Annotated in this window: 25 protein-coding genes; 21 read left to right on the forward strand and 4 right to left on the reverse strand. The window is 59.7% G+C overall.

All coding sequences use genetic code 11. The features are described from left to right. Positions 1-86 precede the first annotated feature (86 nt). Positions 87-905 (reverse strand): inositol-phosphate phosphatase, encoded by an 819-nt coding sequence (gene suhB / locus J1G18_RS15250; RefSeq protein ID WP_003227916.1) that lies wholly within the window; start codon positions 903-905, stop codon positions 87-89. 145 nt (positions 906-1,050) lie between these two features. Between suhB and trmJ the strand changes: the two genes are divergently transcribed. From trmJ to der, 19 genes are all read left to right on the forward strand, one after another. After that, a complete protein-coding gene (gene trmJ, locus J1G18_RS15255) occupies positions 1,051-1,821 on the forward strand; it encodes a tRNA (cytosine(32)/uridine(32)-2'-O)-methyltransferase TrmJ (protein WP_027612138.1) in 771 nt (256 codons plus the stop codon). 3 nt (positions 1,822-1,824) lie between these two features. Next, complete coding sequence (cysE, locus tag J1G18_RS15260; protein WP_003227913.1) at positions 1,825-2,601, forward strand: serine O-acetyltransferase; 777 nt, start codon at positions 1,825-1,827, stop codon at positions 2,599-2,601. A gap of 239 nt (positions 2,602-2,840) precedes the next feature. Beyond that, positions 2,841-3,332 (forward strand): Fe-S cluster assembly transcriptional regulator IscR, encoded by a 492-nt coding sequence (gene iscR / locus J1G18_RS15265; protein WP_007956690.1) that lies wholly within the window; start codon positions 2,841-2,843, stop codon positions 3,330-3,332. 50 nt (positions 3,333-3,382) lie between these two features. Next, positions 3,383-4,597, forward strand: a complete 1,215-nt coding sequence (locus tag J1G18_RS15270) for an IscS subfamily cysteine desulfurase (RefSeq protein WP_007964423.1) — start codon at positions 3,383-3,385, stop codon at positions 4,595-4,597. A gap of 83 nt (positions 4,598-4,680) precedes the next feature. Then, positions 4,681-5,067, forward strand: a complete 387-nt coding sequence (gene iscU, locus J1G18_RS15275) for a Fe-S cluster assembly scaffold IscU (protein ID WP_003227907.1) — start codon at positions 4,681-4,683, stop codon at positions 5,065-5,067. Positions 5,068-5,095: 28 nt separating this feature from the next. After that, positions 5,096-5,419, forward strand: a complete 324-nt coding sequence (gene iscA / locus J1G18_RS15280) for an iron-sulfur cluster assembly protein IscA (RefSeq protein ID WP_003227904.1) — start codon at positions 5,096-5,098, stop codon at positions 5,417-5,419. 8 nt (positions 5,420-5,427) lie between these two features. After that, a complete protein-coding gene (hscB, locus tag J1G18_RS15285; protein WP_003227901.1) occupies positions 5,428-5,949 on the forward strand; it encodes a co-chaperone HscB in 522 nt (173 codons plus the stop codon). Between the two features lie 51 nt (positions 5,950-6,000). Beyond that, complete coding sequence (hscA, locus tag J1G18_RS15290; RefSeq protein ID WP_003227899.1) at positions 6,001-7,866, forward strand: Fe-S protein assembly chaperone HscA; 1,866 nt, start codon at positions 6,001-6,003, stop codon at positions 7,864-7,866. Beyond that, the gene (fdx, locus tag J1G18_RS15295) at positions 7,866-8,207 is read left to right on the forward strand and encodes an ISC system 2Fe-2S type ferredoxin (protein WP_007964424.1); all 342 of its coding nucleotides are present in this window, start codon (positions 7,866-7,868) and stop codon (positions 8,205-8,207) included. Before hscA ends, fdx begins: the two co-directional genes overlap by 1 nt. Before the next feature lie 14 nt (positions 8,208-8,221). Further along, positions 8,222-8,422 (forward strand): Fe-S cluster assembly protein IscX, encoded by a 201-nt coding sequence (gene iscX / locus J1G18_RS15300; protein WP_003227895.1) that lies wholly within the window; start codon positions 8,222-8,224, stop codon positions 8,420-8,422. An 87-nt stretch (positions 8,423-8,509) separates the two neighbouring features. Continuing rightward, the gene (gene ndk / locus J1G18_RS15305; protein WP_098965481.1) at positions 8,510-8,935 is read left to right on the forward strand and encodes a nucleoside-diphosphate kinase; all 426 of its coding nucleotides are present in this window, start codon (positions 8,510-8,512) and stop codon (positions 8,933-8,935) included. A 28-nt stretch (positions 8,936-8,963) separates the two neighbouring features. Beyond that, a complete protein-coding gene (gene rlmN, locus J1G18_RS15310; RefSeq protein WP_003227893.1) occupies positions 8,964-10,112 on the forward strand; it encodes a 23S rRNA (adenine(2503)-C(2))-methyltransferase RlmN in 1,149 nt (382 codons plus the stop codon). Between the two features lie 12 nt (positions 10,113-10,124). Continuing rightward, positions 10,125-10,883: a type IV pilus biogenesis/stability protein PilW gene (gene pilW, locus J1G18_RS15315; protein ID WP_007964430.1), complete on the forward strand. Its 759-nt coding sequence runs from the start codon at positions 10,125-10,127 to the stop codon at positions 10,881-10,883. Further along, positions 10,883-11,920 carry a helix-turn-helix domain-containing protein gene (locus tag J1G18_RS15320; protein ID WP_098965479.1) on the forward strand — a complete coding sequence of 346 codons (1,038 nt, stop codon included), beginning with the start codon at positions 10,883-10,885 and terminating at the stop codon, positions 11,918-11,920. Before pilW ends, J1G18_RS15320 begins: the two co-directional genes overlap by 1 nt. A gap of 3 nt (positions 11,921-11,923) precedes the next feature. Next, positions 11,924-13,033 (forward strand): flavodoxin-dependent (E)-4-hydroxy-3-methylbut-2-enyl-diphosphate synthase, encoded by a 1,110-nt coding sequence (gene ispG / locus J1G18_RS15325; protein WP_007964434.1) that lies wholly within the window; start codon positions 11,924-11,926, stop codon positions 13,031-13,033. A 36-nt stretch (positions 13,034-13,069) separates the two neighbouring features. Further along, positions 13,070-14,359, forward strand: coding sequence for a histidine--tRNA ligase (gene hisS / locus J1G18_RS15330; RefSeq protein ID WP_223008008.1), 1,290 nt, complete (start codon positions 13,070-13,072; stop codon positions 14,357-14,359). A gap of 41 nt (positions 14,360-14,400) precedes the next feature. After that, entirely contained in the window at positions 14,401-15,042 is a 642-nt protein-coding gene (locus tag J1G18_RS15335) for a tetratricopeptide repeat protein (RefSeq protein ID WP_007964436.1), read from the forward strand. Then, complete coding sequence (gene bamB, locus J1G18_RS15340; RefSeq protein WP_027612133.1) at positions 15,035-16,186, forward strand: outer membrane protein assembly factor BamB; 1,152 nt, start codon at positions 15,035-15,037, stop codon at positions 16,184-16,186. The genes J1G18_RS15335 and bamB overlap by 8 nt, the downstream gene beginning before the upstream one ends. Positions 16,187-16,398: 212 nt before the next feature. Continuing rightward, complete coding sequence (gene der / locus J1G18_RS15345; RefSeq protein ID WP_027612132.1) at positions 16,399-17,871, forward strand: ribosome biogenesis GTPase Der; 1,473 nt, start codon at positions 16,399-16,401, stop codon at positions 17,869-17,871. A 41-nt stretch (positions 17,872-17,912) separates the two neighbouring features. On the opposite strand, the gene J1G18_RS15350 is transcribed toward der, so the two are convergent. Continuing rightward, on the reverse strand, positions 17,913-19,202 hold the full coding sequence (locus J1G18_RS15350; RefSeq protein WP_223008009.1) for a hypothetical protein: 1,290 nt from the start codon (positions 19,200-19,202) through the stop codon (positions 17,913-17,915). Between the two features lie 270 nt (positions 19,203-19,472). Between J1G18_RS15350 and J1G18_RS15355 the strand changes: the two genes are divergently transcribed. Beyond that, positions 19,473-20,621 (forward strand): pyridoxal phosphate-dependent aminotransferase, encoded by a 1,149-nt coding sequence (locus tag J1G18_RS15355; RefSeq protein WP_223008010.1) that lies wholly within the window; start codon positions 19,473-19,475, stop codon positions 20,619-20,621. Next, a complete protein-coding gene (locus tag J1G18_RS15360) occupies positions 20,609-21,400 on the forward strand; it encodes an amidohydrolase (protein ID WP_098965474.1) in 792 nt (263 codons plus the stop codon). Before J1G18_RS15355 ends, J1G18_RS15360 begins: the two co-directional genes overlap by 13 nt. A gap of 168 nt (positions 21,401-21,568) precedes the next feature. Here the strand turns inward: J1G18_RS15360 and leuA are convergent, their stop codons facing one another. Together leuA and J1G18_RS15370 are read right to left on the reverse strand one after the other, a co-directional pair. Then, complete coding sequence (gene leuA / locus J1G18_RS15365) at positions 21,569-23,248, reverse strand: 2-isopropylmalate synthase (RefSeq protein ID WP_223008011.1); 1,680 nt, start codon at positions 23,246-23,248, stop codon at positions 21,569-21,571. 464 nt (positions 23,249-23,712) lie between these two features. After that, on the reverse strand, positions 23,713-24,537 hold the full coding sequence (locus J1G18_RS15370; RefSeq protein ID WP_135296503.1) for a peptidoglycan DD-metalloendopeptidase family protein: 825 nt from the start codon (positions 24,535-24,537) through the stop codon (positions 23,713-23,715). Positions 24,538-24,540 lie beyond the last annotated feature (3 nt).

The raw sequence follows: 24,540 nt of genomic DNA on the forward strand, positions 1-24,540 counted from the left end.
GCTCCCACAGTGGATTCGAGTGGAGGCTGAAATCGCAGGCATAAAAAAAGCACCCCGAAGGGTGCTTTTTGCTTTTCGCGGGAAGCTTAACGCTTCAGCGAAGCCGGCAGGTGCGGCTGGATCGCCGTCAGGACTGCCTTGAAGCATTTGGTGTTGCCGGCAACGATGTGGCCTTTCTCAAGGAAATCGTGACCGCCGGTGAAGTCGCTCACCAGGCCGCCAGCTTCTTGAATCAGCAGGGCGCCGGCAGCCATGTCCCACTCGGACAGGCCCGACTCCCAGAACGCGTCGAAACGACCGGCAGCCACGTAGGCCAGGTCCAGGCTGGCGGAGCCGGCGCGGCGGATGCCGGCAGTCTGGCCAACCAGGGCGCGGAACATGCCCAGGTAGTTGTCGAGGTTGTCCATCTGGTCGTCACGGAACGGGAAGCCAGTACCCAGCAGAGCGCCGTCGAGGCTGGTGCGACCGCTGACGCGCAGACGACGACCGTTCAGTTGAGCGCCGCGACCACGGCTGGCGGTGAATTCTTCCTGGCGAACCGGGTCCAGAACCACAGCGTGTTCCAGGCGACCACGGTATTTGCAGGCAATGCTGACGGCAAAGTGAGGAATGCCACGCAGGAAGTTGGTGGTGCCGTCCAGTGGATCGATGATCCACAGGTACTCTTCGCCTTCGATGCCGTTACCGACATGCATGCCGGTCTCTTCACCCTGGATCGAGTGATTCGGGTAAGCCTTGCGCAGAGCATCGATGATTTTCTGTTCGGCGGCGCGATCGACCTCGGATACATAATCCTTGGCGTCTTTTTCGTCGACCTTGATGGTATCCAGGCGCTCGATGGAGCGGAAGATCAGTTCACTGGCGCTGCGGGCGGCGCGCAGCGCGATATTCAGCATGGGCTGCATGGATGTGTCACCTAAGGTTGTTAAAGAAAGCCGCGCATTCTATCAGAACTTTTCTTCAGGTGAAGGTCGCTGTTCGCTTTCATAGCTTAACGGTAGGCTGTTCTGTAAGATTTGCACCCCTTTCCTGTGTCCGAGAGCGCCTCCCTTGCTGCAGAACATTCGTGTCGTCCTGGTCAATACCAGCCACCCCGGCAACATCGGCGGGGCCGCGCGCGCCATGAAAAACATGGGTCTGTCGCGGCTGGTGCTGGTCGAACCGCGGTTGTTTCCGCACCACGAAGCCGATGCGCGTGCTTCCGGTGCCGGTGACATTCTTGAAAACGCCCAAGTCGTCGCCACTCTGGAAGACGCTTTGGTCGGCTGCAATCTGGTGCTCGGCACCAGCGCCCGTGACCGCCGCATTCCCTGGCCGCTGCTCGATCCCCGCGAATGCGGGAGCAAAGTGGTCGAGGAAGCGGGGCAGGGCGCACAAATCGCGTTGGTGTTCGGTCGTGAAGACTCCGGCCTGACCAACGAGGAGCTGCAGCGATGTCACTTTCACGTGCACATCCCCTCCGATCCTGAGTTCAGCTCGTTGAACCTCGGGGCGGCGGTGCAGGTGTTGAGCTACGAAGTGCGCATGGCCTGGCTGGCCGCTCAAGGGCAGCCGACCAAGATCGAGAAAGAAGAAGTGGCCTCGGTGAAAAGCGCCGAACTCGCGACCATGGATGAGCTGGAGCGCTTTTACGAGCATCTGGAGCAGACGCTGGTTGCCATCGAATTCCTCGATCCGGAAAAGCCAAGGCACTTGATGGCGCGCCTGCGCCGATTGTACGGACGCAGCTCGGTCAGCCGGGCGGAAATGAATATTTTGCGTGGCATCCTCACGGAAACCCAAAAAGCGGCCCGTGGTGAGCTTCTTAAGCGGAAGGACTGAATGATGTTTGAGCGTTTGCGTGAAGATATCCAGAGCGTATTCCATCGGGACCCGGCGGCGCGTAACGCTTTTGAAGTCCTGACCTGCTACCCCGGTATGCACGCGATCTGGATTCATCGGTTGGCCGGGATGCTGTGGCGCAACGAGCTGAAATGGTTGGCGCGGCTGGTGTCGAACTTCGGTCGCTGGCTGACCGGGATCGAGATTCATCCGGGTGCCAAAGTTGGTCGGCGCTTTTTCATTGACCACGGCATGGGCATCGTCATTGGTGAAACCGCCGAGATCGGCGATGACGTGACCATTTATCAGGGCGTAACCCTCGGCGGCACCAGTTGGAACAAGGGCAAGCGCCACCCGACGCTGGGTGATGGGGTTGTCGTGGGGGCTGGTGCCAAAGTACTCGGGCCATTCACGGTGGGGGCTGGCGCGAAAGTCGGCTCCAATGCAGTGGTCACCAAGGAAGTGCCGCCGGGCGCCACAGTGGTGGGGATTCCGGGGCGGATCATCGTCAAAACCGATGAAGAGCAGGACGCCAAGCGCAAGGCGATGGCCGAGAAGATTGGTTTCGACGCCTATGGCGTCAGCGAAGACATGCCCGACCCGGTGGCTCGTGCCATCGGTCAGTTGCTCGATCACCTGCAAGCGGTGGACGGGCGGCTGGAGGGGATGTGCGGCGCGCTGAAGGATCTGGGCAGTAATTACTGTGCGAAAGATCTGCCTGAGCTGCGCGAAGAAGATTTCGCTTGCGTGAAGGGCAAGGATCAGAGCCAGGCCAGCTAAACCGGGGCGCCGCGTTTCGCGAGCAGGCTCGCTCCCGCTGGTGAATGCTTTCCAGTGTGGGAGCGAGCCTGCTCGCGAAGAACGATCTCGCGGTTGCGCTGGCTGTACGCCGCCAGCCTTTGCTATGATGCGCGCGCTCTTTTGCGGGTAAACCCGACTAAAGCACTAGGTCTTATAGTTGACTTAAATGCTCGGGAATTGCATACTCCCGCCCATTCTGAACTCCGTGGTAATTGTCCATGCGACTGACTACAAAAGGCCGATACGCCGTGACCGCCATGCTTGACCTGGCTTTGCACGCGCAGCACGGGCCGGTGTCCCTGGCCGATATCTCCGAGCGCCAAGGCATCTCCCTGTCCTATCTCGAACAGCTTTTCGCCAAGCTGCGCCGCAGTAACCTGGTTTCCAGTGTTCGCGGTCCAGGCGGTGGTTACCAGCTGTCGCGCGACATGCAGGGCATCCAGGTGGCTCAGGTGATCGATGCGGTCAACGAATCGGTCGATGCTACAAAGTGCCAGGGCCAGGGCGACTGCCATTCCGGCGACACCTGCCTGACTCATCACCTGTGGTGCGACCTGAGCCTGCAGATTCACGAATTTCTCAGCGGTATCAGCTTGGCCGACCTCGTAACTCGCCGTGAGGTGCAGGAAGTGGCCCAGCGTCAGGATCAGCGTCGTTGCAATGGCAAGGCGCCGCGCCTGGACAAGATTGAAGCGTCCGCCGTCGAATGACAGCCAAAGAGCTAGCGGCACGCCAGCCAGCCTGATTTAGGAGATAGTCCATGAAATTGCCGATTTACCTTGATTACTCTGCGACCACCCCGGTCGATCCGCGCGTTGCGCAAAAGATGAGTGAATGCCTGCTGGTCGACGGAAACTTCGGTAACCCGGCGTCCCGTTCCCACGTGTTCGGCTGGAAAGCTGAAGAGTCCGTCGAAAACGCCCGTCGTCAGGTGGCCGATCTGGTCAACGCTGACCCGCGTGAAATCGTCTGGACATCCGGTGCCACCGAATCCGACAACCTGGCGATCAAGGGTGCGGCGCATTTCTATGGCTCCAAAGGCAAGCACCTGATCACCAGCAAGATCGAACACAAGGCCGTTCTCGACACCATGCGCCAACTGGAGCGTGAAGGTTTCGAAGTGACCTACCTCGAGCCGACTGAAGACGGTCTGATCACCCCTGCGATGATCGAAGCGGCACTGCGCGAAGACACCATTCTGGTGTCGGTGATGCACGTGAACAACGAAATCGGCACCATCAACGACATCGCTGCCATCGGCGAACTGACCCGCTCCAAGGGCGTTCTGCTGCATGTTGACGCGGCTCAGTCCACTGGCAAGGTCGACATTGACCTGCAGAAGCTGAAAGTCGACATGATGTCGTTCTCCGCCCACAAAACCTACGGCCCTAAAGGCATCGGCGCGCTGTACGTCAGCCGCAAGCCGCGTGTGCGCATCGAAGCGACCATGCACGGTGGCGGTCACGAACGTGGCATGCGTTCCGGCACCTTGGCGACCCACCAGATCGTCGGCATGGGCGAAGCGTTCCGTGTAGCCAAGGAAGACATGGCTGCCGAAAACGTGCGCATCAAAGCCCTGAGCGACCGCTTCTACAAGCAGGTCGAGCATCTGGAAGAGCTGTACGTCAACGGCAGCCTGACCGCCCGCGTTCCGCACAACCTGAACCTGAGCTTCAACTACGTTGAAGGCGAGTCGCTGATCATGGCGCTCAAGGATCTGGCGGTATCGTCCGGTTCGGCCTGCACCTCGGCGTCCCTGGAGCCTTCGTACGTTCTGCGCGCCCTCGGCCGCAACGACGAACTGGCACACAGCTCGATCCGTTTCACCTTCGGCCGTTTCACCACCGAAGAAGAAATCGACTACGCCGCGCAGAAAGTCTGCGAGGCCGTTACCAAGCTGCGCGCTCTGTCGCCGCTGTGGGACATGTACAAAGACGGTGTCGACATTTCGAAAATCGAGTGGGCGGCACACTGATTTCAAGTCGCCGCGAACCGGCCCTGCGACCCCAGGTTGCAGGGCTTAAAGAGCGACTCTCTGATGAGTGAGGATTAAGCACCATGGCTTACAGCGAAAAGGTCATCGACCACTACGAAAACCCGCGCAACGTCGGCAAGATGAACGCGGAAGACCCGGATGTCGGCACCGGCATGGTCGGCGCTCCGGCGTGCGGCGACGTGATGCGTCTGCAGATCAAGGTCAACGATCAGGGCGTTATCGAAGACGCCAAGTTCAAGACCTACGGCTGCGGTTCGGCAATCGCTTCCAGCTCCCTGGCCACCGAGTGGATGAAGGGCAAGACGCTGGACGAAGCCGAGACCATCAAGAACACTCAGCTGGCCGAAGAACTGGCTCTGCCGCCAGTGAAAATCCACTGCTCGGTACTCGCTGAAGACGCTATCAAAGCGGCTGTTCGCGACTACAAGCAGAAGAAAGGCTTGATCTAAGCATTGCGCGACGAGTAAGGAGTCAACGATGGCTATCAGCATGACAGAAGCGGCTGCTCGACACGTGCGACGCTCCCTCGACGGGCGCGGCAAAGGTGAAGGGATTCGTCTGGGTGTTCGCACCACGGGCTGTTCCGGCCTTGCCTACGTGCTGGAGTTTGTCGACGAGGTGGTTGCCGAGGATCAGGTGTTCGAAAGTCACGGCGAGAAAGTGATCATCGACCCGAAAAGCCTGGCTTACCTGGACGGCACCGAGCTCGATTTCGTCAAGGAAGGGTTGAATGAAGGCTTCAAGTTCAACAACCCCAACGTACGCGGTGAATGTGGCTGCGGCGAAAGCTTCAACATCTGAGGCTTGTCGTGGGTATTCCTTGTCATTTCGCTTTATTCGAGCTGCAACCGAGCTTTCGCCTGGATCTCGAGCAGTTGGCCACGCGCTACCGTGAGTTGGCGCGCGGTGTTCATCCTGACCGCTTTGCCGACGCTTCCGAGCGCGAGCAGCGCTCAGCGCTCGAGCAGTCTGCGCGGCTTAACGACGCGTATCAGACGCTCAAGAGTCCTGCCCAGCGTGCACGCTACCTGCTGACCATCAGCGGGCATGAAGTGCCGATGGAAGTCACGGTCCATGACCCCGAGTTTCTCTTGCAGCAGATGCAATGGCGCGAAGAGCTCGAAGACCTCCAGGACAGCGCCGATCTCGACGGTGTCGCGGTATTCAAGCGTCGCCTGAAGGTGGCTCAGGAACAGTTGAACGAAAGCTTCGCAGCCTGTTGGGATGATGCGGCGCAACGCGAACAGGCCGAACGCCTGATGCGGCGCATGCAGTTCCTCGACAAGCTCACCTACGAAGTGCGCCAGTTAGAAGAGCGCCTCGACGATTAACCCAGTGCCGCTCCGGTCGCACGCCTGATATACAGATAAGTCCTGATCACGATGGCCCTACTGCAGATCGCCGAACCCGGCCAAAGTCCTCAACCGCACCAGCGTCGTCTGGCTGTGGGGATCGACTTGGGCACTACCAATTCGCTGGTCGCTGCGTTGCGCAGTGGTCTTTCCGAGCCACTGGCCGACGCTGACGGGCAGGTCATCCTGCCGTCCGCCGTGCGTTATCACGCCGACCGCGTCGAGGTTGGCGAATCGGCCAAACTGGCCGCGTCCTCCGATCCCTTGAATACTGTGCTGTCGGTCAAGCGCCTGATGGGGCGTGGTCTGTCCGACGTCAAGCAATTGGGCGAGCAACTGCCATACCGCTTTGTCGGCGGCGAATCGCACATGCCGTTCATCGACACCGTACAAGGTCCGAAAAGCCCGGTCGAAGTCTCTGCCGATATCCTCAAGGTTTTGCGTCAGCGTGCTGAAGCGACCCTGGGTGGCGAGCTGGTCGGTGCGGTGATCACCGTTCCGGCGTATTTCGACGATGCTCAGCGCCAGGCCACCAAGGATGCGGCGAAACTCGCCGGTCTGAATGTGCTGCGTCTGCTCAACGAGCCGACCGCTGCCGCCGTGGCGTATGGCCTGGATCAACACGCCGAAGGTCTGGTCGCAATCTATGACCTGGGCGGCGGAACGTTCGATATTTCGATTCTGCGTCTGACTGGCGGTGTTTTCGAAGTGCTGGCCACCGGCGGCGACAGCGCGCTGGGCGGCGATGACTTCGATCACGCGATTGCCGGCTGGATTATCGAGAGCGCCGGCCTGTCTGCCGATCTCGACCCGGGCGCACAACGCAATCTGCTGCAAACCGCCTGTGCGGCCAAAGAAGCCCTGACCGATGCGGCCAGCGTTGAAGTCGCCTACGGTGACTGGAAAGCGCAGCTGACCCGCGAAGCCTTCGATGCGCTGATCGAGCCGATGGTTGCTCGCAGCCTGAAAGCCTGCCGCCGCGCTGTGCGTGATTCCGGTATCGAGCTGGAAGACGTGCATGCCGTGGTCATGGTCGGTGGTTCGACCCGTGTGCCGCGCGTTCGTGAAGCCGTCGCCGAAGCCTTCGGTCGTCAGCCATTGACGGAAATCGACCCGGATCAAGTGGTGGCCATCGGGGCCGCGATCCAGGCGGATACGCTGGCTGGCAACAAGCGCGATGGCGGCGAACTGCTGCTGCTCGACGTGATTCCACTGTCCCTTGGGCTGGAAACCATGGGCGGTCTGATGGAAAAGGTGATTCCGCGCAACACCACCATCCCGGTCGCCCGTGCGCAGGACTTCACTACTTATAAAGACGGCCAGTCGGCCATGGCGATCCATGTGCTGCAGGGTGAGCGCGAGCTGATCAGCGATTGCCGCTCCCTGGCGCGCTTCGAACTGCGCGGCATTCCAGCGATGGTGGCCGGTGCGGCGAAGATTCGCGTGACCTTCCAGGTCGATGCCGACGGCCTGCTCAGCGTGTCTGCCCGCGAACTGGGTTCGGGCGTCGAGGCGAGCATTCAGGTCAAGCCGTCCTACGGTCTGACCGACGGTGAAATCGCCAAGATGCTCAAGGACTCGTTCCAGCACGCCAATGACGACAAGGTCGCCCGTGTCCTGCGCGAGCAGCAAGTTGATGCCCAGCGCCTGATCGAAGCGGTGCAGGGCGCTCTGGAGGCCGATGGCGAGCGTTTGCTCGACGCCGAAGAGCGCATGGTCATCGAGCTGCAGATGCAGGAACTGGCCGAACTGATGAAAGGCACCGATGGTTACGCCATCGAGCAGCAGACCAAACGTCTGTCGCAAGTGACCGATGCTTTTGCTGCCCGCCGCATGGATCTGACGGTGAAAGCCGCTCTGTCGGGGCGCAATCTGAATGAAATCGAGGATATCTGATGCCGCAGGTCATTTTTCTGCCCCACGAGAAGTTCTGCCCTGAAGGCATGGTCGTCGAGGCCGAGCCCGGCACTTCGATTCTCGAGCTGGCTCACGAACACCACATCGAGATGGAAAGCGCCTGCGGCGGCGTCTGCGCCTGCACCACTTGCCACTGCATCATCCGCGAGGGTTTCGACTCGCTGGAAGAGGCGGACGAGCTGGAAGAAGACTTCCTCGATCGCGCCTGGGGTCTGGAAGCGCAATCGCGCCTGGCCTGTCAGGCTATCGTTGGTGAAGAAGACATCACCGTCGAGATTCCGAAATATTCGCTTAACCATGCGGCCGAAGCGCCGCACTGACTGGTAAGACTGTCATGAGCTACGGTTGGAATGATGTTCAACGTATTGCAGAAGAGCTGGCCGAGACCCATGAGGGGCTCGATCCGTACTCTGTAGGTTTCGTCCGTCTGCAGCATATGATCGAGGAGCTGCCTGACTTCGATAAGACCTCTGGCCGCGTTGGCGAGAAGGTGTTGGAAAGGGTTCAGGAGCTTTGGGCCGCAGAATTGGACTGATCGTCTCGCAGGTTAGGCAATACCCAAGAACCCGCGTATAATTCGCGGGTTTAATTTTTCGCAAATTACCGTTTCTGGAGTTACACCATGGCTGTTCAACGTACTTTCTCCATCATCAAGCCTGACGCTGTTAAAAAAGGCGCTGCCGGCGAAATCGTTACCCGTTTCGAAAAGGCTGGTCTGAAAGTGGTTGCTTCGAAAATGAAGCAGCTGTCCAAAGCCGAAGCTGAAGGCTTCTACGCTGAGCACAAAGAGCGCGGTTTCTTCGGCGACCTGGTTGCTTTCATGATCTCCGGTCCTGTTGTTGTTCAGGTTCTGGAAGGCGAAAACGCTATCGCTCTGAACCGTGAGCTGATGGGCGCTACCAACCCTAAAGAAGCTGCTGCCGGCACCATCCGTGCTGACTTCGCTGAGTCGATCGACGCCAACGCCGTTCACGGTTCGGACTCCGAAGCCGCTGCTGCTCGCGAAATCTCGTACTTCTTCGCAGCTACTGAAGTAACCACTCGCTAAGCATTGCTTAAGGAGTGAAGGTGAATCCATGACTACATCGACTGTTAAAACAAACCTGCTGGGTCTGACCCAGCCGGAAATGGAAAAATTCTTCGACTCAATCGGGGAGAAGCGTTTCCGTGCCGGTCAGGTAATGAAATGGATTCACCACTTTGGCGTCGATGATTTCGACGCCATGACGAACGTCAGCAAAGCCTTGCGCGACAAGCTCAAGGCTATTGCTGAAGTCCGTGGTCCCGAAGTGGTCAGCGAGGACATTTCCAGCGACGGCACCCGCAAGTGGGTGGTGCGCGTGGCGTCCGGCAGCTGTGTCGAGACCGTCTACATTCCCCAGGGCAAACGCGGCACTCTGTGCGTTTCGTCCCAGGCAGGCTGTGCCCTGGACTGCAGTTTCTGCTCCACCGGCAAGCAAGGCTTCAACAGCAACCTCACCGCCGCCGAAGTCATCGGTCAGGTGTGGATTGCCAACAAATCCTTCGGCAGTGTTCCCGCCACCATCGACCGCGCCATCACCAACGTGGTGATGATGGGCATGGGCGAACCGCTGCTGAACTTCGACAACGTCGTGGCCGCCATGCATCTGATGATGGATGACCTCGGTTACGGGATCTCCAAGCGCCGCGTGACCCTGTCCACTTCGGGCGTGGTGCCGATGATCGATGAGCTGGCCAAGCACATCGACGTCTCCCTGGCGTTGTCCCTGCACGCACCGAATGACGCATTGCGTAACCAATTGGTGCCGATCAACAAGAAATATCCGCTTAAGATGCTGCTCGAGTCGTGCCAGCGCTACATGTCCGCCCTGGGCGAGAAACGCGTGCTGACCATCGAGTACACCTTGCTCAAGGACGTCAACGACAAGCTTGAGCACGCCGTGGAAATGATCGAGCTGCTCAAAGACATTCCATGCAAGATCAACCTGATTCCGTTCAACCCGTTCCCGCATTCCGGTTACGAACGGCCGAGCAACAACGCCATTCGTCGGTTCCAGGATCAGTTGCATCAGGCCGGCTTTAACGTCACTGTCCGCACCACCCGTGGTGAAGACATCGACGCTGCGTGTGGTCAATTGGTAGGGCAGGTGCTGGATCGCACCCGTCGCAGTGAACGTTACATCGCCGTGCGCGAGTTGAGCGCCGACAGCGATCTGGCACAGAACGCCGCGAACACTAACTAAGAGAGGATCTCTATGTCCCTGCGCTTTGCGCTGCTGTTGCTGATGGCCAGCCTGTGTGCTGGTTGTGTCCTGTCGGGTGACTACAACCCGATGAAGACCAGCAAGGGCCGCGACGAGGCGCGTGCCGCCTACGTGCAGCTGGGACTGGGATACTTGCAGCAAGGGATGACCGAGCGCGCCAAGGTGCCGCTGAAGAAGGCGCTGGAGCTGGACGGCTCCGATCCTGATGCCAACGCTGCCCTCGGCCTGGTGTTCCAGGCCGAAATGGAGCCGAAGCTGGCCGACGAACATTTCCGCAAAGCCCTGTCCTCGCGTCCCACCGATGCACGAATCCTCAATAACTACGGCAGTTTTCTCTACGAAGAACAGCGTTACAAGGAAGCCTACGAGCGTTTTGAGCAGGCAGCCGCCGATACCCTGTATCCTGAGCGTTCGCGAGTCTTCGAGAACCTCGGCATGACCGCCTCGAAACTCGGTCAGCGGGATCTGGCACAGCAGCAACTGGAAAAAGCCCTGCGGCTGAACCGTCAACAACCGCGCGCTTTGCTGGAAATGGCTGAGTTGTCCTTCGAAGACAGGCATTATGTGCCCGCGCGTGACTATTACGACCGTTTCAGCCTGCTAACCGAGCAAAATGCACGTAGTCTATTGCTCGGCGTTCGGCTGGCAAAAGTGTTTGAAGATCGCGACAAGGCCGCCAGTTATGGCCTGCAATTAAAACGACTCTATCCCGGTACGCCGGAATATCAGCAATACCTGTCGGAGCAATGATGAAAGCGGCGCATCCCGAAGTTGTAGCAGCGACTCGCGTTAATCCCGGTGAGACTTTGCGCCAGGCCCGCGAAAGCAATGGCTGGTCGCTGGCCGAAGTGGCCCTCAAGCTCAACCTCACCGTGACTTCCCTGAGCAATCTTGAAGCTGGCGCTTTCGACAAGCTGCCGGGGCATACCTTCGCTCGCGGTTACATTCGCGCTTATGCCAAATTGCTCGGGATGGATCAGACTGTTCTGGTTCAGCAATTCGACCAGTCCACCGGCACCGACTCACAGGGCAGCAACGTGCATGCGCTGGGTCGTATCGAAGAGCCGGTGCGGGTTTCACACACTATTTTGCGTATTGTCAGCCTGCTGTTGCTGGTCGCGGTCATCGGCGGCGGTTTCGTCTGGTGGCAGGATCAGACCTCGCAGCGCAGCAAGGACGTGACCAGCCTGGCCCCGGAGCACGTTGAAGTCGAAGGCGCCGACGGCACCACACAGATTCACCCGATCGACGAGCCGGAAGACCAGGCCGTTGCCGAAGGTCAGGCCGAAGGCGCAACCGCGCTGGCCCTGCCGCAATCGGAAACCACCGCTGAATCGACCGGTGCCGAGCCGGTTGCTCCGGCAACCGCACCAGCCGCCCCGGCTGCAACCACGCCAGCCGCACCGGTTCATACACCGGCTCCGGTTGTGACTGCTCCGGCGACTTCAGCACCGAATGCCCCGGCCACACCAGCGCCGACGGTCACCGCACCAGTGGTAGCGGCTACCTCTGCGCCGACCGCAGAAGCAGCTGTCCCAGCGGCTGGCGACGGCCAGGTGCAACTGCAGTTCACCGCCGATTGCTGGGCACAGGTAACCGATGGTCGCGGCAAAGTGCTGTTCAGCGGTCTGAAACATAAAGGCGACAGCGTTTCGGTTTCCGGCAAGCCGCCACTGGCGGTGCGTCTGGGTGTGGCTCGCGCCGCACAGGTCAGCTACAACGGCCAACCGGTCGATATCGCTCCGTTCACCAGTGGCGAGACTGCTCGCCTGAAGTTGGGTCAATAAGTCATGCACGGCGAATCTCCAATCAAACGTCGCGTTTCGCGCAAGATCTGGGTCGGTAACGTACCTGTTGGCGGCGATGCGCCCATCGCTGTGCAGAGCATGACCAACAGCGACACCAATGATGTGGCTGCCACCGTCGCCCAGATCAATCGTCTGGAAGCCGCCGGCGTCGACATCGTCCGCGTTTCGGTACCGGACATGGACGCCGCCGAGGCGTTCGGCAGGATCAAGCAACTGGTCAAGGTGCCGCTGGTTGCCGACATCCACTTCGACTACAAGATCGCACTGCGCGTCGCCGAACTGGGTGTGGATTGCCTGCGCATCAACCCGGGCAACATCGGTCGGGAAGACCGGGTGCGTGCCGTGGTCGATGCCGCCCGTGACCGCGGGATTCCGATTCGTATCGGCGTCAACGCCGGCTCGCTGGAAAAAGACCTGCAGAAGAAATACGGCGAACCGACCCCGGCTGCACTGGTCGAGTCCGCGCTGCGTCACGTCGAGCACCTGGAGCGCCTGAATTTCCAGGACTTCAAGGTCAGCGTGAAAGCCTCCGACGTGTTCATGGCCGTTGAAGCCTACCGTCTGCTGGCGAAAGAAATCGTCCAGCCGCTGCACCTGGGCATCACCGAAGCCGGTGGTTTGCGTTCGGGCACAGTGAAATCCGCCGTGGGCCTAGGTATGCTGCTCGCCGAGGGGATTGGCGATACTATCCGCATCTCGCTGGCGGCCGATCCGGTCGAGGAAGTGAAGGTCGGTTACGACATTCTCAAGTCTTTGCATCTGCGTTCCCGTGGCATCAACTTCATCGCCTGCCCGAGCTGCTCGCGGCAGAACTTCGATGTGGTCAAGACCATGAACGAGCTGGAAGGGCGCCTTGAAGACCTGCTGGTGCCGCTGGATGTCGCGGTGATCGGTTGCGTGGTCAACGGCCCCGGCGAAGCCAAGGAAGCCCATATCGGCTTGACCGGCGGCACGCCAAACCTGATTTACATCGACGGCAAGCCGTCGCAGAAACTGACGAATGACAATCTGGTGGACGAGCTGGAAAAGCTGATCCGCGAGAAAGCGGCCGAGAAGGTCGAAGCTGACGCAGCGGTCATCGCGCGCGGCTGAGCCTGACTGAAAGCCGAATGAATTTAAGGATTTAAAGTGAGTAAGTCTCTGCAAGCCATTCGTGGCATGAACGACATCCTGCCCGAACAGACCCCGTTGTGGCGTTATTTCGAGGGCACTGTCGCGCGTCTGCTGGATAACTACGGTTACAAGCAGATCCGCATGCCGATCGTCGAATTCACCGAGCTGTTCAAGCGCTCGATCGGTGAAGTGACCGACATCGTCGAAAAAGAGATGTACACCTTCGAAGACCGTAACGGCGACTCCCTGACCCTGCGTCCGGAAGGCACCGCGGCGTGCGTGCGTGCGGTGCTCGAACACGGCATCACCGGCGGTGGTCAGGTGCAGAAACTCTGGTACATCGGCCCGATGTTCCGCCACGAGCGTCCGCAGAAAGGCCGTTATCGCCAGTTCCACCAGATCGGTCTGGAGGTGTTCAACCTCGACGGTCCGGACATCGATGCCGAGCTGATCATCATGACCTGGCGCCTGTGGGGCGAGCTGGGCATCCGTGATGCGGTCAAGCTCGAACTCAACAGCCTGGGCACCAGCGAATCCCGTGGTCGCTATCGTGAAGCGCTGGTCGAGTATCTCTCGGCGCACCACGACAAGCTCGACGAAGACAGCCAGCGTCGCCTGAAAACCAACCCGCTGCGCGTGCTCGACACCAAGAATGCCGACACGCAGGCGGTACTGGTCGATGCGCCGAAAATGGCCGACTACCTGGACGACGAATCCCGTGCGCACTTCGAAGGTCTGAAGGCGCGTCTGGACGCGGTTGGCATCCCGTACGTGCTCAACCCGAAACTGGTGCGCGGCCTCGATTACTACAGCAAAACCGTATTCGAATGGGTCACCGACAAGCTCGGCGCCCAGGGCACGGTCTGCGCGGGCGGTCGTTACGACGGTCTGGTCGAGCAGATGGGCGGCAAGCCGACTACAGGCGTGGGTTTCGCCATGGGCATCGAGCGTCTGGTGTTGATGCTCGAAACCCTGGAGCTGATCCCGGAAGAAATCTCCCGTCAGGTCGACGTTTACCTCTGCGCCTTTGGCGAGGAGGCCGAACTGGCCGGTCTGGCCCTGGCCGAGCGTGTGCGTGACCAGCTTCCAAACCTGCGTCTGCAAGTCAATGCCGGCGCCGGCAGCTTCAAAAGCCAGTTCAAGAAAGCCGACAAGAGCGGTGCGCTGTACGCACTGATCCTGGGTGACGACGAAATGGCCCAGCAAGTGGTAGGTTTCAAACCCCTGCGTGGCCAGGGCGAACAACAAAGCATTGCCTGGGATGCGCTTGCCGCTCACCTGGCCACCTGCGTCGTGCAGGGTTGAAGCTGTCTAAACAGCCGATTTAGCGATTAAGGAGTATTGGGGTGTCGAGTACCGAAGACGAACAGTTGGCGGATTTGAAGGACTGGTGGACACGCAACGGCAAACCTCTGGTCACTGGCGGCCTGTTGGCGCTGGTCATCGTGTTCGGCTGGCAGGCTTTTCACAAGTATCAGAGCAACCAGTCGCAAGGCGCCTCGGTGCTCTATCAGCAACTGCTGGAAACCACGCTGACCCCGGACGGCAAGCCTGACGCTGCCCGCGTTGCGGATCTGGCCGGCAAGCTCAACAGCGAATTCGGCGGCACCGCGTACGCGCAGTACGGCAGCCTGTTCGTGGCCAAAGTAGCGGTCGACAGCGGCAAGCTGGACGACGCTGCGACTGAACTCAAAGCCATCGTTGCCAAACCGGCCAACCCGGCGCTGGGCGAAATCGCCCGTCAGCGTCTGGCGCAGGTGCTGGGTGCGCAGAACAAGGCCGATGAAGCCCTGAAGCTGCTCGACGGCGATGCCGACAAGGCGTTCCTGGCCACTCGCGAAGAACTCAAGGGTGATCTGCTGGTTCAGCTGGGTCGTACCGACGAGGCGAACACCGCGTATCAAAAAGCCAAGGCGGCACTGTCGGATGAAGCGGCAGTCGGTGGCCTTCAAATCAAGCTCGACGACCTGGCCAAAGGGGATGCGTGACGTGATCCGTTGGAAGCATGCAGCATTGCTGGCTCTGGCCATTCTGGCCGCGGGTTGCAGCAGCAACAGCAAAAAAGAACTGCCACCGGCCGAGCTGACCGACTTCAAAGAAGAAGTGGTGCTGCAAAAGCAGTGGAGCCGTTCGATCGGTGACGGTCAGGGCGAAACCTACAACATGCTGGTGCCGGCGATCGATGGTGACACCATCTACGCCGCCGACGTGACCGGCGTGCTGATGGCCATGGATCGCAGCAATGGCGACGTGAAGTGGAAAAAGGATCTTGAACTGCCTGTCTCCGGCGCCGTTGGCGTAGGTTACGGCCTGGTCACGATCGGTACCCTGAAGGGTGAAATCGTTGCCCTCGACGCCATCAACGGCGAAGAGAAGTGGCGCGCCCGGGTATCCAGCGAAGTCCTCGCGCCACCGGCCAACAACGGTGACGTCGTAGTGGTACAGACTCAGGACGATCGCCTGATCGGCCTGGACGCTGCTACCGGCGACCGTCGCTGGACCTACGACAGCACCCCTGCGGTACTGACCCTGCGCGGCACCAGCGCCCCCGTCGTGACCAACCGCCTCGCGGTGGCTGGCCTGTCGACCGGTAAAGTGGTCGCCCTGGACATTTCCAACGGCGTGCCGGTCTGGGAACAACGGGTCGCGATTCCAACCGGTCGTTCGGAACTGGAGCGCGTGGTCGACATCGATGGCGGTCTGCTGCTGTCCGGTGAAACGCTGTACGTCGCCAGCTATCAGGGCCGCGTTGCGGCACTCGACCTGCAAAGCGGTCGCCAATTGTGGCAGCGCGATGCATCGAGCTATGCCGGTGTCGCCCAGGGTTTCGGCAACGTCTACGTGAGCCTGTCTTCGGGCACCGTGGAAGGCGTTGACGAGCGTTCGACCACTGCACTGTGGAGCAACGACTCGCTGGCTCGCCGCCAACTGTCGGCTCCGGAAGTGTTCTCCAGCTACGTAGCCGTCGGTGACCTGGAAGGTTACCTGCACCTGTTGAGCCAGGTGGACGGTCGTTTTGTGGGTCGTGAGCGTATCGACAGTGACGGCCTGCGTGCCCGTCCGCTGGTGGTGGGCAACACGATCTATGTGTATGGCAACAGCGGCAAACTGGAAGCCCTGACCATCAAGTAACAACTATGCTTGGGGTTAACGCCCCAGGCAGCTTCACTTGTGGGAGCGGGCTTGCTCGCGAAGGGCGTCAACGAAGACGCGTACAGCCTGATTAAACGCGGTGCTGCTACGGTCTTTCGCGAGCAAGCCCGCTCCCACAGTGTTGCCCCGAGCACCAGCCGCTGCCTCGCAGCGGCTTTTGTATTTTCTGAAATAACGAAGTGGAGAGCCGCATGGTTCCCGTAATCGCCCTGGTGGGCCGACCAAACGTCGGCAAATCCACCTTGTTCAACCGCCTGACCAGGACTCGCGACGCCATCGTCGGCGACTTGTCCGGTCTGACCCGTGATCGCCAGTACGGTGAGGCCAAGTGGCAAGGGCGTTCCTACATTCTGATCGACACCGGCGGTATCTCCGGTGACGAACACGGTATGGACGAAAAAATGGCCGAGCAGTCGCTGCTGGCCATTGAAGAAGCGGATGTTGTGCTGTTCCTGGTAGATGCCAAGGCCGGTTTCACCGCCGCCGACCAGATGATCGCCGAACACTTGCGCAAGCGTAACAAGCGTTCCCACGTGGTTGCCAACAAGGTCGACAACATCGACCCGGAAATGGCCCGCGCTGAATTCGCCCCGCTGGGCATGGGCCACGCGATCCCGATCGCCGGTGCTCACGGCCGTGGTATCACTCAACTGCTGGAAGCGGCACTGAGCGATTTCCCGCGTGATGATGACGAACCGGCGGAAGGCGAAGAAGAAGAGATCGTCGCCGAGGGTGAGGAAGCCAAGCGCATTCCTGGCCCGAGCGAAAAAGACGGGATCAAGATCGCCATCATCGGCCGTCCGAACGTCGGCAAGTCGACCTTGGTCAACCGCATGCTCGGTGAAGACCGCGTCATCGTCTACGACCAGCCCGGCACCACCCGCGACAGTATCTACATTCCGTTCGAGCGTAACGACGAGAAGTACACGCTGATCGACACCGCCGGTGTGCGCAAGCGCGGCAAGATCCACGAAGAAGTCGAAAAATTCTCCGTGGTCAAAACCCTGCAGGCGATCAAAGACGCCAACGTGGTGATCTTCGTGATGGACGCCCGCGAAGGTGTGGTCGATCACGACCTCAACCTGCTGGGCTTTGCCCTCGAAGCCGGCCGTGCGCTGGTGATCGCAATCAACAAATGGGACGGCATGACCCCGAGCGAGCGCGACTTTGTGAAGGTCGAGCTGCAACGTCGGCTGTTCTTCGTCGACTTCGCCGACATTCACTTCATCTCGGCGCTGCATGGTACTGGCGTGGGCAACCTCTACGCCTCGGTGCAGAACTCGTTCAAGTCTGCGGTTACCCGCTGGCCGACCAGCCGCCTGACGCAGATTCTCGAAGACGCGGTCAGCGAGCACCAGCCGCCGATGGTCAACAGCCGCCGGATCAAGCTGCGTTACGCTCACCTGGGTGGTGCGAACCCGCCGATCATCGTGATCCACGGTAACCAGATCGAGAAAGTGCCGAAGTCGTATGTGCGCTATCTGGAGAACACTTACCGCCGTGTGCTGAAGCTGGTCGGTACGCCGATCCGCATCGAGTTCAAAGGTGGCGAGAACCCGTACGAAGGCAACAAGAACACGCTGACCGACCGCCAGGTCAACAAGAAGCGTCGCTTGATGTCGCACAACAAGAAAGCCAGCAAGAAGCGCCGCGACAAGAAGTGATTCAGGTCTTCACCCGAAAGGCGCCGCTTGCGGCGCCTTTTTTATGGGCTGATGGTTGTCATTGAGCGCTCTTTGGCGTTACTACCCTGGTAGCGCAGCAGGAAGAAGTCCGCATACGGAGACAAGCCTTGCGATTTTCCCAGCACCAGAATTCGGCCAATGTCGTCCACCGCGAGATCGATGGCACGCTCAAGCATGTTTCCCATGCCGTCACTTACCCAGCCCTGGCCTTCGCCAAAGTTCGGGTCCAATTCAGCATTGTCCAGAAAACGCGCCAATAACGGGACAACGTTCAGGTTTTTCTCGGCGTAACCCACAACCAGCGTCGTATTGTCGGGTTGTTGCAAAGCCTTCAGCCACGCGCAACGATCGTGAATCTTCACCTCGCTTCTAAAGGTGTCGTCACTGCCGTCAGCCTCCAGGCGAGCGAGCAGCGCTTGATCGCCCCGTGACCCAGCGCACAACAAACGATCGCCGGGAAGTGCGACGATGCTGGTGATGTTCCAGTCGGGCTTTCGCAGTTCGCCCTCTCTTCCGAATGACGGATCAATCTCGCCGTCAGCCGTGAATCGGTAGATGACCGCATCACTGCTCTCTCCCGAAAGTTCTCCAAATACCAGAATACGGTCATCGTTCTGGATGATCAGGCCCTTCTTGCGAAAGTTGTGTCCAGGTGCTGGTTTGATCGTGAGATGTCCGTTGCCCCGGGCAAAGTTATTGTCCAGCTTTGCGTCTTGGGAGATTCTGGCCAGTACTGCGGTCGAGTTAAGTGCATGCGGTGTGACGAGGTCATGCCAGACATGCTCAAAGGCGAAGACAAAATGACCGGTTGATTGCCTGTCTATGCTGGTGGGTGAGGCGCCTACTGAACTGCTCGGGTCACAGGGTAACTTGTAGACATATCTTCCTCCCCTGCCGAATGGCTCGTCGTAACGGCCGTTCATGTTCAGTCTGGCAAAAGCGGGGACATCCGTTGGCCGGTCATTAGTAAAGACACCTGCTAGAACTACCTTCGACCCGGTTATGAAGATTCGTTGACAGGCAGAGGCCAGTCGAGCGTCATCGGGGTTGAAGCGGTCGGCCATATAACCGTTATTGAAAGGCAAGTAAGGCTCACCTTTCTGGTTGAGGCACGTTATGGCGAAATTTTGCTGCAAGTCATCGCCCGATGGCTGTTCCACGTCGCCGGCAATAAAGATCCTGCCCTCGCTGGCGAGTGTAAGACTATTGGCGTGATAGGCACTCCCGAAATTGAATTTGAGTTTTTTCTTGCCGCCTTTGCCAAACGTGGTATCCAGATTACCTGCCTTAATGATCATTCGTGTTGTCATCACTGCGATTCCTTGAGATAACGAGGTTGAGCCGTGGACCCAGTTAAAAGCTTGCTGCAACTTACCGCTACTGTCAGAAGTTACAGGGGAGGGCGTATTGCGCGACCACTCATCCGTTTTCCTCCGGCGCGAGTAGGTTCAAGGTGCCTTTTTGTGATTTCGTATTGCCGCGCATCGTAGGGAACGACTTTTTTTATCGTATTCGAATGGGCTATTCTCGGGCTCTCCCGCGCCGTCGTCAGAGCCGGGTGTAGAGCAGGGAACCCCTCGATGATCACCAGTAAGCTGCCGAATGTCGGCATCACTATTTTCACGCAGATGTCTCAGCTCGCGGCGCAGACCGGAGCGATCAACCTGTCCCAGGGTTTTCCTGATTTCGACGGCCCACAATCCCTGCGTGACGCGGTCGGTCGGCATATCGCCAGCGGCCGTAACCAGTATTCACCCATGACCGGTCTGCCGGCGCTGCGCGAGCAAATCGCGGCGAAAATCGCGCGCAGCTATGGCGTGAAAGTCGATGCCGACAGCGAAGTGACCGTGACGCCGGGTGCGACCCAGGCGATCTTCTGTGCGATTCAGGCGGTTATCCACAGCGGCGATGAAGTCATCGTGTTCGACCCGTGCTACGACAGCTATGAACCGGCGACGCAGTTGGCGGGCGGCCGCTGCGTGCATGTGCAACTGAACCCGCACGATTTCTCCATCGATTTCGACAAGCTCGCCGCGGCCCTCAGCTCGCGCACGAAAATGATCGTCATCAACACCCCGCACAACCCGAGCGGTGCACTGATCAGCCGTGCCGAACTGGATCAACTGGCGGAATTGATCCGTGGTCGTGACATCTACCTGATCAGCGACGAGGTGTACGAACACCTGGTGTTCGACGGCGTGCCGCATGTCAGTGTGTTGGCTCACGAAGAGCTGTATCAGCGCGCCTTCGTGGTCAGCTCGTTCGGCAAGACCTACCACGTCACCGGCTGGAAAACCGGTTACGTGGTTGCGCCCCCGGCGCTGACCGCCGAGCTGCGCAAAGTGCACCAGTACGTCAGTTTCTGCGGTGTCACGCCGCTGCAATATGCCCTGGCCGATTACATGGCCGAGCACCCGGAACACGTCGAAGAGCTTCCGGGTTTCTATCAGGCCAAGCGCGACCTGTTCTGCGATTTGCTGGCGCCGTCGCGCTTCACTTTTACCCGCGTGACCGGCACGTATTTTCAGTTGGTCGACTACTCGCAGATCCGCCCTGACTTGAACGACGTCGACATGGCGATCTGGATGACCCGCGAACACGGCGTGGCGAGCATTCCGGTGTCGGTGTTCTATCAGAATCCACCGCAAGGCCAGCGCCTGGTGCGCCTGTGTTTTGCCAAACGCGAGGAGACGCTGCGCGAAGCAGCGGCAAAACTATGCGTGATCTGAGTGCATTGCCCGATCTCAATCTGGCGCTGATCCAGACCAGTCTGGCCTGGCATGACCGTCAGGCCAACCTCGAGCACTTTGAGGTGCTGCTGGAGCAGGCCCGAGGCGCCGACCTGATCATCCTGCCGGAGATGTTCACCACTGGCTTCTCGATGGAGTCGGAAACCCTCGCCGAAGCCGAGCATGGCCCGACCAGCAAGTGGATGAAGGCGCAGGCCGCGAAACTGAATGCGGTGATCACCGGCAGCGTGATCATTCAGGCGGCGGACGGCAGCCATCGCAATCGCCTGCTGTGGGCACGCCCGGACGGCGAAGTCTGGCATTACGACAAGCGCCACCTGTTCCGTATGGCGGGTGAGCACAATCACTACACCCCCGGCGAGCGTCAGGTGCAGTTCGAGTTGAAGGGCTGGCGTATCCGCCCGTTGATTTGCTACGACCTGCGCTTCCCTGTGTGGAGTCGCGACGCGCAGGACACCGATCTGCTGCTGTACACCGCCAACTGGCCGGGTGCGCGGCGTCTGCACTGGAACCGCTTGTTGCCGGCGCGGGCGATTGAAAACCTGTGTTATGTGGCGGCGGTGAACCGGATCGGCACCGACGGCAAGGGCTTTGCCTATACCGGCGACAGTCAGGTGCTGGATTTCCAGGGTGAGACGTTGCTGGCGGCGGGGGAGGCGGACGGGGTGTTCAAGGTTGTGCTGGAGGCCGCGCCACTGGCGGCGTATCGCGAGCGCTTTCCGGCCAATCTGGATGCGGATACCTTCGAACTCACTTGATATTCGCGACCGCTTTCGCGAGCAAGCCCGCTCCCACAGGTAGAACGCAATACCCTGTGGGAGCGGGCTTGCTCGCGAAGAGGCCCGATCAGGCAACACAAAACCAGCAGGCATAAAAAAAGGCCCCGGAGTTCACGCTCCGGGGCCTTTTTGCATGTCAGCGAAGGCTTAGGCCGCTTTCGCTTCCGGCTGGCTCAACGAGCGGTTCAGCGCACTGAACAGCGCCTTGAAGCTGGCGGTAGTGATGTTTTCATCGATACCCACGCCGTGCACCGCACGCTCGCCATTCACGCGCAGCTCGATATACGCGGCGGCCTTGGCGTTGGTGCCCGCGCCGATCGCATGTTCGTTGTAGTCCATGATCTCCACCGGAATCGGCAGGCCGGCCACCAGTGCTTCCAGCGCACCGTTGCCCTTGCCACGCCAGTGCAGGTTGGTTTCGCCCTGACCCTTGCTCGCCACTTCCACTTCGACGGCGCTGTTGCCGTTTTCTTCCTGCAGGCGATGGCTGACCAGCGCGTACGGGGTATTGGCTTGCAGGTATTCGCTGATCAACAGCGAGTGAATCTGCTTGGCGGTCATTTCCAGGCCGAGGCGATCGGTTTCACGCTGCACCACCTGGCTGAACTCGATCTGCATACGACGCGGCAGGCTGATGCCGTATTCCTGCTCCAGCAAGTAGGCGATACCGCCCTTGCCCGACTGGCTGTTCACACGAATCACCGCCTCGTAGCTGCGACCGATGTCTGCCGGGTCGATCGGCAAGTACGGGACTTCCCACAGGGTGTCCGGTTTCTGCTGGGCGAAGCCCTTGCGGATCGCGTCCTGGTGCGAGCCGGAGAATGCGGTGTGGACCAGGTCGCCGACGTACGGGTGGCGCGGGTGCACCTGGATCTGGTTGCACTCTTCGACGACTTTGCGCACGCCGTCGATGTCGGAGAAGTCCAGCTCAGGGTCAACGCCCTGGGTGTACATGTTCAGTGCGACAGTAACGAGGTCGACGTTACCGGTACGCTCGCCGTTGCCGAACAGGCAGCCTTCGACACGATCCGCGCCGGCCATCAGACCCAGCTCGGTGGCGGCGACGCCGGTGCCACGATCGTTGTGGGTGTGCAGGCTGATGATCACGCTGTCACGACGGTTGATGTTGCGGCCGAACCATTCGATCTGGTCGGCGTAGACGTTCGGGGTCGCGCATTCAACGGTGGCCGGCAGGTTGAGGATCATCTTGTGCTCAGGCGTCGGATTCCAGACCTCGATCACTGCGTCACAGACTTCCTTGGCAAACTCCAGCTCGGTGGCGCTGAAGGTTTCCGGGGAGTATTCGAAAGTCCACTCGGTGTCCGGCTGCATCGCCGCGTACTTGACGAACAGCTTGGCGGCGTTGACCGCGATGGCCTTGATGCCGTCCTTGTCCTGGTTGAAGACGATGCGACGGAAGGAAGGCGAGGTGGCGTTGTACAGGTGGACGATGGCTTTCTTCGCCCCGCGCAGGGATTCGAAGGTGCGCTCGATCAAGTCTTCACGGCCCTGGGTCAGCACCTGAATGGTGGTGTCGTCCGGGATGTGGCCTTCTTCGATCAGGCTACGCACGAAGTCGAAGTCGGTTTGCGAAGCGGCCGGGAACGAGGCTTCGATTTCCTTCACACCCACCTGAACGAGGGTTTTCCAGAAGCGCAGCTTCTTCACCGCGTCCATCGGCTCGATGAGCGACTGGTTGCCGTCACGCAGGTCGGAGCTGCACCAGATCGGCGCGGCGTCGATGGTTTTCGAGGGCCAGGTGCGATCCGGCAGATTGATGACGGGGAACGCGCGGTATTTCGAAGACGGGTCTTTGAGCATGCTCATCGGGAAATTCCTTATTGTCTGGGCCGAAAAGAGGCGGCCTGCCGGTGGAACGAATGTTCGGGAAAACGCTTGGGACGAGGCGCAGCGATTCAGCCCGGCAGTCGTGCGCTGACGAGGCACAAACTACGGTGCTGGCGAAGCTGAATAAGGGTGTGAGAGGTTTTCATGCCTTCAACCCTAACCGCGAGGGGAGAGGATGGCAAGCAGTCGAAAAAAATTGAGAGGAATACTCGAAAAGCTGCGATCGGCGCGATTTTATTGTGCTTCAGGCGGATGATCTTATTGATGTTTGCGCGGGGTTGGATTGGGGCGCAATTGAAACTGGTGGGGTGTGAGCAGTATTTGCGGTGTGGGATGGGCCGCCTTCGCGAGCAAGCCCGCTCCCACAGTTGATCGTGTTCACAACACAAATCCAGTGTGGGAGGGGGCTTGCTCCCGAAGGGGCCGGTAGCCTCAATCAGGAATTACGGTTGGAACGCACCAATGAAAATCGCCGGATCCACCCGCGCATCGTTCAGGCTGATGTTCCAGTGCATATGCGGCCCGGTTGCCCGGCCGGTCGAACCGACCTTGCCCACCACCGCGCCACGGGCCAGTTGATCGCCGACCTTCACGTCGATTTTCGACATGTGGCAGAACATGCTGATAAAGCCCTGGCCGTGATCGACAAACACCGTGTTGCCGTTGAAGAAGTAGTTGCCGGTCAGAATCACCTTGCCCGCCGCCGGAGTCTTGATCGGCGTACCGGCCGGCACCGCAAAGTCGAGACCGGCATGGGGGTTGCGCTCTTCACCATTGAAGAAGCGGCGCACACCGAACTTGCTCGACAATGGTCCGTTGACCGGTTTGTCCAGCAGCAGGTTGCTCGGGGTGTTCGGGCTGAAGCTGCGGTAAGCCTTGATCTGCTCGGCCAGTTCACCCTCGATGCGCTTGAGGTTGGCCGGGTTCGGATTGACCTGTTGAGTGTTCTTCAGGGTGATGTGCTGTTCCGGGTATTTCTTGTTGCCAACCGTGAACGGCAGATTGCGCCCACCGCTGCTGATCTGCTGGCTGCCGGGTTTGACCGTCAGCGGCACACCGACAATCGCCAGCCAGTTGTTCTGTTCTTTCACCACCAGCACCGGTTTGCCCTGATAGGTGGCTTTAGGCGCCTGAGTGGCGCTGCCCAGATCAACCACCGCCACCCCGCCCGGCACCGGTTTGTTCAGCAAACGGGTGATGTAACTGTCGGCGTGGGCGTTGAAGGAGGTCAGGCACAGCAACAATAACGGAGCAAAAAAACGCGGCATGGA

The organism is Pseudomonas sp. MIS38 (assembly GCF_019891575.1).
Lineage (GTDB): Bacteria > Pseudomonadota > Gammaproteobacteria > Pseudomonadales > Pseudomonadaceae > Aquipseudomonas > Aquipseudomonas putida_A.

Coding starts and splice junctions, on each gene's coding strand:
- hscA (WP_003227899.1), top strand. CDS start 6,001: ATGGCCCTACTGCAGATCGCCGAACCCGGCCAAAGTCCTCAACCGCAC.
- rlmN (WP_003227893.1), top strand. CDS start 8,964: ATGACTACATCGACTGTTAAAACAAACCTGCTGGGTCTGACCCAGCCG.
- cysE (WP_003227913.1), top strand. CDS start 1,825: ATGTTTGAGCGTTTGCGTGAAGATATCCAGAGCGTATTCCATCGGGAC.
- J1G18_RS15360 (WP_098965474.1), top strand. CDS start 20,609: ATGCGTGATCTGAGTGCATTGCCCGATCTCAATCTGGCGCTGATCCAG.
- iscA (WP_003227904.1), top strand. CDS start 5,096: ATGGCTATCAGCATGACAGAAGCGGCTGCTCGACACGTGCGACGCTCC.
- pilW (WP_007964430.1), top strand. CDS start 10,125: ATGTCCCTGCGCTTTGCGCTGCTGTTGCTGATGGCCAGCCTGTGTGCT.
- iscX (WP_003227895.1), top strand. CDS start 8,222: ATGAGCTACGGTTGGAATGATGTTCAACGTATTGCAGAAGAGCTGGCC.
- J1G18_RS15350 (WP_223008009.1), bottom strand. CDS start 19,202: ATGACAACACGAATGATCATTAAGGCAGGTAATCTGGATACCACGTTT.
- J1G18_RS15355 (WP_223008010.1), top strand. CDS start 19,473: ATGATCACCAGTAAGCTGCCGAATGTCGGCATCACTATTTTCACGCAG.
- leuA (WP_223008011.1), bottom strand. CDS start 23,248: ATGAGCATGCTCAAAGACCCGTCTTCGAAATACCGCGCGTTCCCCGTC.
- ndk (WP_098965481.1), top strand. CDS start 8,510: ATGGCTGTTCAACGTACTTTCTCCATCATCAAGCCTGACGCTGTTAAA.
- bamB (WP_027612133.1), top strand. CDS start 15,035: ATGCGTGACGTGATCCGTTGGAAGCATGCAGCATTGCTGGCTCTGGCC.
- iscU (WP_003227907.1), top strand. CDS start 4,681: ATGGCTTACAGCGAAAAGGTCATCGACCACTACGAAAACCCGCGCAAC.
- der (WP_027612132.1), top strand. CDS start 16,399: ATGGTTCCCGTAATCGCCCTGGTGGGCCGACCAAACGTCGGCAAATCC.
- ispG (WP_007964434.1), top strand. CDS start 11,924: ATGCACGGCGAATCTCCAATCAAACGTCGCGTTTCGCGCAAGATCTGG.
- J1G18_RS15370 (WP_135296503.1), bottom strand. CDS start 24,537: ATGCCGCGTTTTTTTGCTCCGTTATTGTTGCTGTGCCTGACCTCCTTC.
- fdx (WP_007964424.1), top strand. CDS start 7,866: ATGCCGCAGGTCATTTTTCTGCCCCACGAGAAGTTCTGCCCTGAAGGC.
- J1G18_RS15270 (WP_007964423.1), top strand. CDS start 3,383: ATGAAATTGCCGATTTACCTTGATTACTCTGCGACCACCCCGGTCGAT.
- suhB (WP_003227916.1), bottom strand. CDS start 905: ATGCAGCCCATGCTGAATATCGCGCTGCGCGCCGCCCGCAGCGCCAGT.
- iscR (WP_007956690.1), top strand. CDS start 2,841: ATGCGACTGACTACAAAAGGCCGATACGCCGTGACCGCCATGCTTGAC.
- J1G18_RS15320 (WP_098965479.1), top strand. CDS start 10,883: ATGAAAGCGGCGCATCCCGAAGTTGTAGCAGCGACTCGCGTTAATCCC.